An 8099-nucleotide genomic window follows, 5' to 3' on the forward strand; every position below is an offset into this window, starting at 1 on the left:
AAAGGCCTCGCAATTGCGAGGCCTTTTGCTTTTTGACGTTAAGGTTTATCGGGTTTGGCCAGCAATGTGTAAATGCATGGCAGCACGAACAAGGTGAACAGCGTCCCGATCGACATCCCCGTTGCGATCACCGTGCCGATGTCGAACCGGCTGACGGCTCCCGCGCCCGTGGCGATGATCAACGGCACCATGCCGAACACCATTGCCGCCGTGGTCATCAATACCGGGCGCAGACGAATGGCCGCCGCTTCCTCTACCGCTTCGCGAGGTGTCAGGCCTTTCTCCTTGCGTAACTGGTTGGCGAACTCGACGATCAGGATCCCGTGCTTGCTGATCAGTCCGATCAACGTCACCAGCCCCACCTGGGTATAGATGTTCATACTCGACCAGCCGAGGAAGAGCGGGATCAATGCGCCACAGATCGACAGCGGCACAGTCACCAGAATCACCAGCGGATCGCGGAAGCTTTCGAACTGGGCCGCCAGCACCAGGAAGATGATCGCCAAGGCCAGGGCGAAGGTGACCCACAGCGCGCTGCCTTCCTGAACGTATTGCCGTGAGACACCGGCATAGTCGATGGCGTAACCCGTGGGAGCCTCTTCCCGGGCGATCTGGCGCACGGTGTCGATGGCTTCACCCATGCTGACCAGCGGGACCCCGGAAAGAATCGCCGAGTTGAGTTGCTGGAACTGGTTCAACTGACGCGGCCGCGCGCGGTCGGTCACGGTGATCAGGGTCGACAGGGGCAGCAGTTCGCCCTTGGTGTTCCTGACGTAATAATGGTTCAGCCAGTCAGGGTTATCGCGGTAGGGCCGTTCCACCTGAGCGATGACCTTGTAGCTGCGACCTTCGATGGTGAACCGGTTGATCTCCGCCTCGCCCAGCATCGTCGCAAGAGTACCGCCCAGGTCCTGCATGGACACACCCATCTGCGCAGCCTTGGCGCGATCGATATCCACCACGACTTCGGGCTTGTCGAAGGCCAGGTCGACGTCGACAAAAGCAAACTTGCCGGATTCCATCGCTCTTTTTTTCACTCGGTCCATCACCTGCAGCAGCGCCTCGTAGCTGTTAGCCGAGTTGATCACGAATTGAAACGGCAAGCCCTCGCCGGTGCCTGGCAGGGACGGCAGGTTGAAGCCGAATATTTGCAGCCCGGGAATGCTTTCCAGTTTGCTCTGGACCAGCGGCAGGATCTGCATCTGGGTCCGGTGGCGTTCATTCCAGGGTTTGAGCAGGAAGCCGCCGATCCCCGATTGCACGCCGTTGAAGCCGTTGATCTGGAACGAGGAGTAGTACTCGGGAAACTCCTTGAAAATGGCGACGAACTCGTCGGTGTAGGCGTTCATGTAGTCGAGGTTGGCTGGTTGCGGGGCGTTGGCCATCATGAAGATCACGCCCTGGTCTTCGTCCGGCGCCAGTTCCGACTTGGTGAACTTGAGCAGTACTGGAATCAGGCACAGCACGATCACCGCGAACACCAGCACTACCGGCCGGGTGTTGAGAGTGCCGTGAAGCACGCGCTGGTAGCGGCGTTTGAGGCCTTCGAAGATCACGTCCAGGCGATGGGCCAGGCCGCTGGGGTTTTCATCGTGGCGCAGCAGCATGGCGCACATCATCGGCGACAGCGTCAGAGCGACGACACCGGAAATCACCACCGCCCCGGCCAGGGTCAGGGCGAACTCCTTGAACAACGCCCCCGTCAGGCCGGTCAGGAAGCCGATCGGCGCATAGACCGCCGCCAGGGTGATGGTCATCGACACCACCGGCATGGCGATCTCCCGTGCGCCCTCGATGGCCGCATCCAACGGTGTCTTGCCTTCTTCGATGTGCCGGTGGATGTTTTCCACCACCACGATGGCGTCGTCCACCACCAGCCCGATGGCCAAGACCATCGCCAGCAAGGTCAGCAGGTTGATCGAGTAGCCCATCATCTGCATGAAGAACATCACGCCGATCATCGACAGCGGAATGGTCACCACCGGGATCACCACCGAACGCAGGGCGCCGAGGAACAGGAACACCACCACAATCACGATCAGCACCGCTTCGAACAGGGTTTTCAACACCTCGTCGATGGAGGCCTGGATGAACAGCGTGGCGTCGTAGGCGATTTCGCCCTTGAGGTTTGGCGGCAGCTGGGCTTCCAGGTCCGGCATGATCTTGCGCACTTCCTTGATCACGTCCAGCGGGTTGGCGCCGGGTGTGGCCTTGATGCCGATGTACACCGAAGGTGTGCCGCCGAAGGAGCTGATGGTGTTGTAGTTCTCCGCGCCCATCTCGACCCGCGCCACGTCTCGCAACAGCACACGACTGTCACCGTCGACCTTGAGCGGAATTGCGCCAAAGGCCTCGGCGGACTTGAGTTCGGTGTTGGCGTTGATGCTGGTGACCACGTACTCGCCTTTCACTTCGCCGGCGGCGGAGAGGAAGTTGTACTGGCGCACGGCGTTGGTCACATCGCTGGCGCTCAGGCCGAAACCGGCGAGCTTCACCGGGTCCAGCCACAGGCGCATGGCGAACACCTGGTTGCCGAGAATCTCGGCTTCGGCCATGCCCGGCAGGGTCGCCAGTTTCGGCTGGATAACCCGGGACAGGTAGTCGGTGATCTGCGGGTTACTCAGCTCGTTGCTGAAGAAACTGATGTACATCAGCGCCGAGGCGCCGGTGGCTTCCTTGCTCAGCACCGGGTCTTCGGCGTCCTGGGGCAGCTGGTTCTTGACCTCGTTGGCCTTGGCCAGCAGTTCGGTGAACAGGCGGTCGGTGTTGGAACCGATGCGCGCGTAGATCGAGATCACCGAGAAGTTCTGGCGACTGACCGAGGTCATGTAGTCGATGCCCTCGGCGCTGGCCAGGCTATGCTGCATCGGTTGGGTGATATAGCCTTGGATGGTCTCGGCGTTGGCTCCGGGATAAGCGGTGGTCACCGTGATCAGGGCGTTTTCCATTTGCGGGTATTGGCGCAGCGGCAACTTGCTCCAGGCCTGGAAGCCCAGCAGCACTATCAACAGGCTGACCACGGTGGCGAGCACCGGGCGGCGGATGAACGGATCGGTAAAAGCCATGGGGATTCCTTGATCAGTCAGCGCGTGGCTGACTGTTCTTCTCAGCCAGGGTCTTGTCGTCGCTGATGGCAACGTGCGCGCCGTGGTCCAGTTTGAGCTGACCAGCCGTGACCACTTTTTCGCCGTTCTGCACGCCTTTGGTGATCATGACCATCCCGTCGCGGCGCTCGCCGGTTTCGACGAAGCGTCGTTCGGCGATCAGAACCGGTTCGCCCTTGTCGTCTTTTTCGAGGCTGCCGTCTTCGGCCTTTTTCTGCGCGACGACATACAGCGAGTTGCCATAAAGGGTGTAGCTGATCGCGCTTTCCGGCACCACGATGTGCGGCTGCGGGTCGGGCAACAACACCTGCAGGCTGGCAAACATCCCCGGCAGGAGTTTGCCATCGGGGTTGGCCAGGGTCGCGCGCACCAGCACGTTGCGGGTGCTGCTTTCTACCTTCGGGTTGATGGCGCTGACGGTGCCGGGGAAAGTTTCCGTCGGGTAGGCCGAGACAATGACCTGTACCGATTGGCCGAGGGTGATCTTCGGCACGTCCTGCTCGGGTACAAAGAAGTCGACGTAGAGGCTGCTGAGGTCTTGCAGGGTGGCGATCATCGTGCCGCTGGCCACGTAGTCGCCGACGTCTACCCGACGAATACCGATGGTCCCGCTGAACGGTGCGAGGATTCGTTTTTTCTCCAGCGCCGCCTTGAGCTGATTGACCGTGGCCCGGCTCTTTTGCAATACCGCCGAGAGTCGGTCGAACTCACCTTTGGAAATAGCCTGGCTGCCTACCAGTTGGCTGCCGCGACCGTAATCCAGTTGCGCCAGTCCCAGGTCGGCCTGGGCGGTTGCCAGCAGGGCGGTTTCCACGGCGCTGTCGAGTTGCAGCAGCGGCTGACCGACCTTGACCTTCTGTCCTGACTCGAACTGAACTTCCTTGACGGTGCCGTCGACCTCCAGGCTCAGATCGACCCCTTGCAGCGCCGTAAGGGTGCCGACCGTTGGCAAACGGCTTTGCCACGGACGTTCGGTGGCGGTGGCCACGGCGACGCTGATCGGTGGTTTCGGTACAGAGAAGCCCTTCATCATCGTATAGATGGAGAAGGCTTTGTAACCGGCCAGGACCAGCACGATTAGCAGGACAACACCCAACATGATCAGCATGCGGCGACGCAGCATATTTCCATTTCCTTGGAGAAAATCAGGTGAGACAGGCGAAAACATTACTCCCACTGCGAAGGGGATTCCAGCTGCTACAGGTTGCGTGTTCAGATCAGGTGAAGGTGGTTGTCCCAGAGCCCCGCAGGCAATTCCAGAGGTTTTGCAACAAGGTTTGTCTGGCGGCAATCGTAGAACCGGCAACGGCCTTGACCCGAGGTCACGACAAACCCGTCGGCCACGGCACCGACCCCGGCGCAATCGGGAAGCGGTGCATCCAGGCGTACTTCACCGCTGTCCAGGTCCCAGATAAAAAAGCGGTTGCCCCGCGGCGCGGTCAGGGCGACCAGGCGCAGTTCGCTGTGTACGGCAACGCTGGCGGTGTAATGCCCCATGGCCTGTAACTGATGCTCAGGCACCGGGAAGGCCACGAACGGTTGACCGGGACGCTTGATTGCCAGCAGCTCCGAAGACTCGTGAGCATCGCCCATGAACTGCTGACCGGCGACGATGGTGCCGTCACTGGCGATACCCAAGTGCCGCACGCTGTTCATCTGCTGGGCCAGTGTTTCCTTGCTCAGCAGCGTGCCGTCGCGTTGCATCAGCACCAGGCTCGGCTCCATGGCATTGAGGTTCATCTCGACCCGGCTTTCGGCCTCGGTGCGAATGCCGCCGTTGGCCACCACCAGCGTCTCGCCATCGGGCATCCACGACACCTGATGCGGGCCGACGCCGTGGGTGGAAATTTCGCCGCTGTGCACCAGTCGCTCACCTTCGAACTTATACACACCAAGCAGGCCACGGCCCGGATCGGAGGTGTCGTTCTCGGTGGCGTACAACCAGTCACCGCTCTGGTGAATCACCGCGTGACCGTAGAAGTGCCGGTTCGGCTGCGACACCACGGTTTGCAATAGCGTGCCGTCGCGCAGGTCGATCAGGTAGCTCTCGGTGCCCGGACGCCGAGCGACGAATAGCGCAATCGGCAGTGTCGGGTGGTTGATGATGTCATGGCAGCGCTGACCGACCTGGGTGGCAAACACCCGGGTGCCGTCCAGTCGATAACCGACGGCATAGTGCTTGCCGTCACCGTCGTCCCGCGCCGAGAGCAGCAGCGGGCTTTTGTCCTTTTGCTTGAACAGCGTCCAGCCGCCCAGTGTCACCGCACCCAGCAGCAAACTCCCTAACGTCAGAGCCTGGCGTCGCAGCATGGCACTTGCCCTCATCAGTCGCCGTCGTTGGCGTTGAAGCCCAGTTGGATGCCCAGCGCCTTGGCCAGTTCGCCTTCGTGCAAGCGGTGGACAACGTTGAGGCTGTCATAGATGTCGTTCAGCTGCTGGCGACCGGCATCGTCGGTGAGCATGTCGGTCAGCGAGCGCTGGTTGCCGGCAAGCAGTTTCAGGGACGCTGCGTAGGCCGCGTCGATCTTGTCGGCCAACGGTTTTTGCTCGTTCGGCAGCAGACCGCGCAGGCCTTTGTTGTCGACACCCACCCAGACGGTTTGCGCAGCGCTCAGGCTTGCTTCCATGCCTTTGAGCGACGATTGGCTGCGCCAGGCATCGGCCTGGAATGGCTGTGGCGTACCCTTGCTCTGACGGCCCATCGGCGTGCCGAGTTTTTTCTTCAGGGTGTCCAGTGCAGTCACTTGCACACGCAGCAGATCGGCGATCGCTTCGTGTGAGTCGGCGTAGCGCTGGTTGGGGAATTTGCTCATCTGCGCGAGCATGCCGTCGTTGGTGTTCCAGCGCGACAGGATCTCTTCGGCCAGTTGCTTCTGACGCTCGCCAATGGCGGTCAGCAGCGGGCAGTATTTGGCTTTCTGAGCGCTGTCGGCCATGTCGATCTTGCTGTCGAACAGGATGTATTCATAAGCCGAGAGGCCTTGCACCACGACGCTGGACTTGGCCAGGGCGGCAGCATCGATCTGCGGCTGCGCAGTGACCARTTGCTCGACTTGACGGCCGACGAGGTTTTTCTTGTCCGGCCAGAACTGCACCTGCCACGAACGGTTGCCCTCGGCCAGCGGCCCGATCAGCAGCGGTTGCAACTCGGCCCAGGCTTTTTGCGCGTGCAGGAAGTCGGCGCGAGCGGTGTCCAGGGTTTCCTTGCCTTGGCAGAACGCCAGGGCGCTGACCGCCAATTGCCGGTCGGCTTCAACCCAACGACTGTAGCTCGGCAGGATCACTTGCTTGGCGATGGCCGCCGAGGTGACCGCTTGCGGATCCTGGGGCGAACAGGCGCCCAGGGCGAGGGCGGCAAGGCTGGTGAACAATAATTTGGGACGGAACATGTCGGGCTCCCGCTGAAGGAATACGTATTAAAGGGAATTCAAAAACGCCAGCAACGCCGCGCGCTGCTCGGCGTTGAAAGACAAAACCTGTTGTTGCGCCGCTTTTGCCTCGCCGCCATGCCAGAGCACGGCTTCGAGCAGGTTGCGGGCGCGGCCGTCGTGCAAAAACTGGGTGTGTCCGCTGACCGTCTGCGTCAGGCCGATGCCCCACAACGGCGGCGTACGCCAGTCGCGGCCACTGGCCTGGAACTCGGTGCGGTTGTCGGCCAGACCGTCGCCCATGTCGTGCAGCAGCAGATCGCTGTAAGGGCGAATCACTTGATTGGCCAATTCAGGTTCCGCGGCGTTGGCGGCGGTGGTGTATTGAGGGGTGTGACAGGACTGGCATCCGGCCTGGAAAAACAGATTCTTGCCGGCCAGCACCTCAGGTGCGCCAACATCGCGACGGGCCGGCACGGCGAGGTTACGGCTGTAGAACAGCACCAGACGCAAAATGTTGTCGCTGACTTCCGGCTCGCCATCGGGACCATTGCCGTTGGGCGCCTGTTTGCAAGCAGTTTGGGCGTCGGTGCAGTCATCAATGGGTTTCAGGCTGGTCGTGAGGCCCATATCACCAGAGAACGCATGAACATTCTGCTGATTGAGGTTCGGTTGCCCGGCTTTCCAGCCAAATCGTCCGAGAACAGTCTTCTGCTGCGCGTCGTCCCAGACCCGGTTCGGCCGCCCGGCGATGCCGTTTTTCTCCCGGGCCTGGGCTTCGGCGTTGGCCAGGATGGCCTCGTCGGGAATCGCTTCAAGCAAGCCCAGGCCAATCATCGGCGGTGCGATGCGCGCCGAGAAACGTGTGTCCGGGTGCATCGGGCCGTAGCCGAGTTGGGTCATCTGCAAGATTGGTTTACGCAACTCGATTTCGCTGCCGTCCTTGAAGCGTACCGGGACCGGCGTGTAATCGACACGCACCTTGCCTTCCGGGGCGACGCCGGGCACCGCCATGTCCTGGAACTGGCCGCCGTAGACCGGCTCCGGCACCACGCCCAGTTGTTCGATGACCTTGGCGTAGGCGGGGGCATTGGGGATCGACAGGCGTACCAGCATCGACACCGCATTCGGCGCATCGGGCGTTGGCGGATGACCGCGCCCGTCCTTGATGTGGCAGTTCTGGCAGGCGTTGGTATTGAACAACGGGCCGAGGCCATCGCGGGCGGTGGTGGTCGACGGCGCGATCACCCAGGGGCTGCGAAAGAAGCTGTTGCCGACGCTGAAGTCGACGCGTCGTGACGGCGGCAGATTGGCGGAGGGCAAGGAGAATGCGTTCTTATCGGTCTTGCGCACTGTCGCGCTGCCACCGGACCGGGCTTCACCAGGTTCGGCCTGGGTAAAACGCGGGGCGTCATCGCAGGCACTCAGGCCCAGGGCCAGCAACAGTGCAGACAAGCGAAGAGGCAGCGTGGGCATCGGACATCCTGCAAGACGAGCAAAACAAGGGCGCAAAGTCTAACAGGGCAGGGGAGTTTGAATAAGAGGAATTATCGTTTGGTTGATGTGAGGCAGGGTTTGTTGTCAGACCGCGTCGCCCCCATCGCGGGCAAGCCACGCTCCCACAGGG

The 8099-nt window shown here is 61.5% G+C and carries 5 protein-coding genes; all 5 read right to left on the bottom strand.

Annotation, left to right across the window (positions count from 1 at the left end; genetic code table 11):
• Positions 1-38 precede the first annotated feature (38 nt).
• The 5 genes from AC1DIS_RS04330 to AC1DIS_RS04350 all read right to left on the bottom strand — a co-directional run bounded on the left by AC1DIS_RS04330 (position 39) and on the right by AC1DIS_RS04350 (position 7948).
• A complete protein-coding gene (locus tag AC1DIS_RS04330; RefSeq protein ID WP_477744532.1) occupies positions 39-3065 on the bottom strand; it encodes a multidrug efflux RND transporter permease subunit in 3027 nt (1008 codons plus the stop codon).
• Positions 3066-3078: 13 nt separating this feature from the next.
• The gene (locus AC1DIS_RS04335) at positions 3079-4227 is read right to left on the bottom strand and encodes an efflux RND transporter periplasmic adaptor subunit (protein WP_086946095.1); all 1149 of its coding nucleotides are present in this window, start codon (positions 4225-4227) and stop codon (positions 3079-3081) included.
• Positions 4228-4316: 89 nt separating this feature from the next.
• A complete protein-coding gene (locus AC1DIS_RS04340) occupies positions 4317-5414 on the bottom strand; it encodes a DUF1513 domain-containing protein (protein WP_018926579.1) in 1098 nt (365 codons plus the stop codon).
• A gap of 14 nt (positions 5415-5428) precedes the next feature.
• The gene (locus AC1DIS_RS04345) at positions 5429-6493 is read right to left on the bottom strand and encodes an imelysin family protein (RefSeq protein WP_019651380.1); all 1065 of its coding nucleotides are present in this window, start codon (positions 6491-6493) and stop codon (positions 5429-5431) included.
• Between the two features lie 27 nt (positions 6494-6520).
• Positions 6521-7948, bottom strand: coding sequence for a di-heme oxidoreductase family protein (locus AC1DIS_RS04350; RefSeq protein WP_111454719.1), 1428 nt, complete (start codon positions 7946-7948; stop codon positions 6521-6523).
• Positions 7949-8099 lie beyond the last annotated feature (151 nt).

It is taken from the genome of Pseudomonas sp. 05N433, assembly GCF_056396925.1.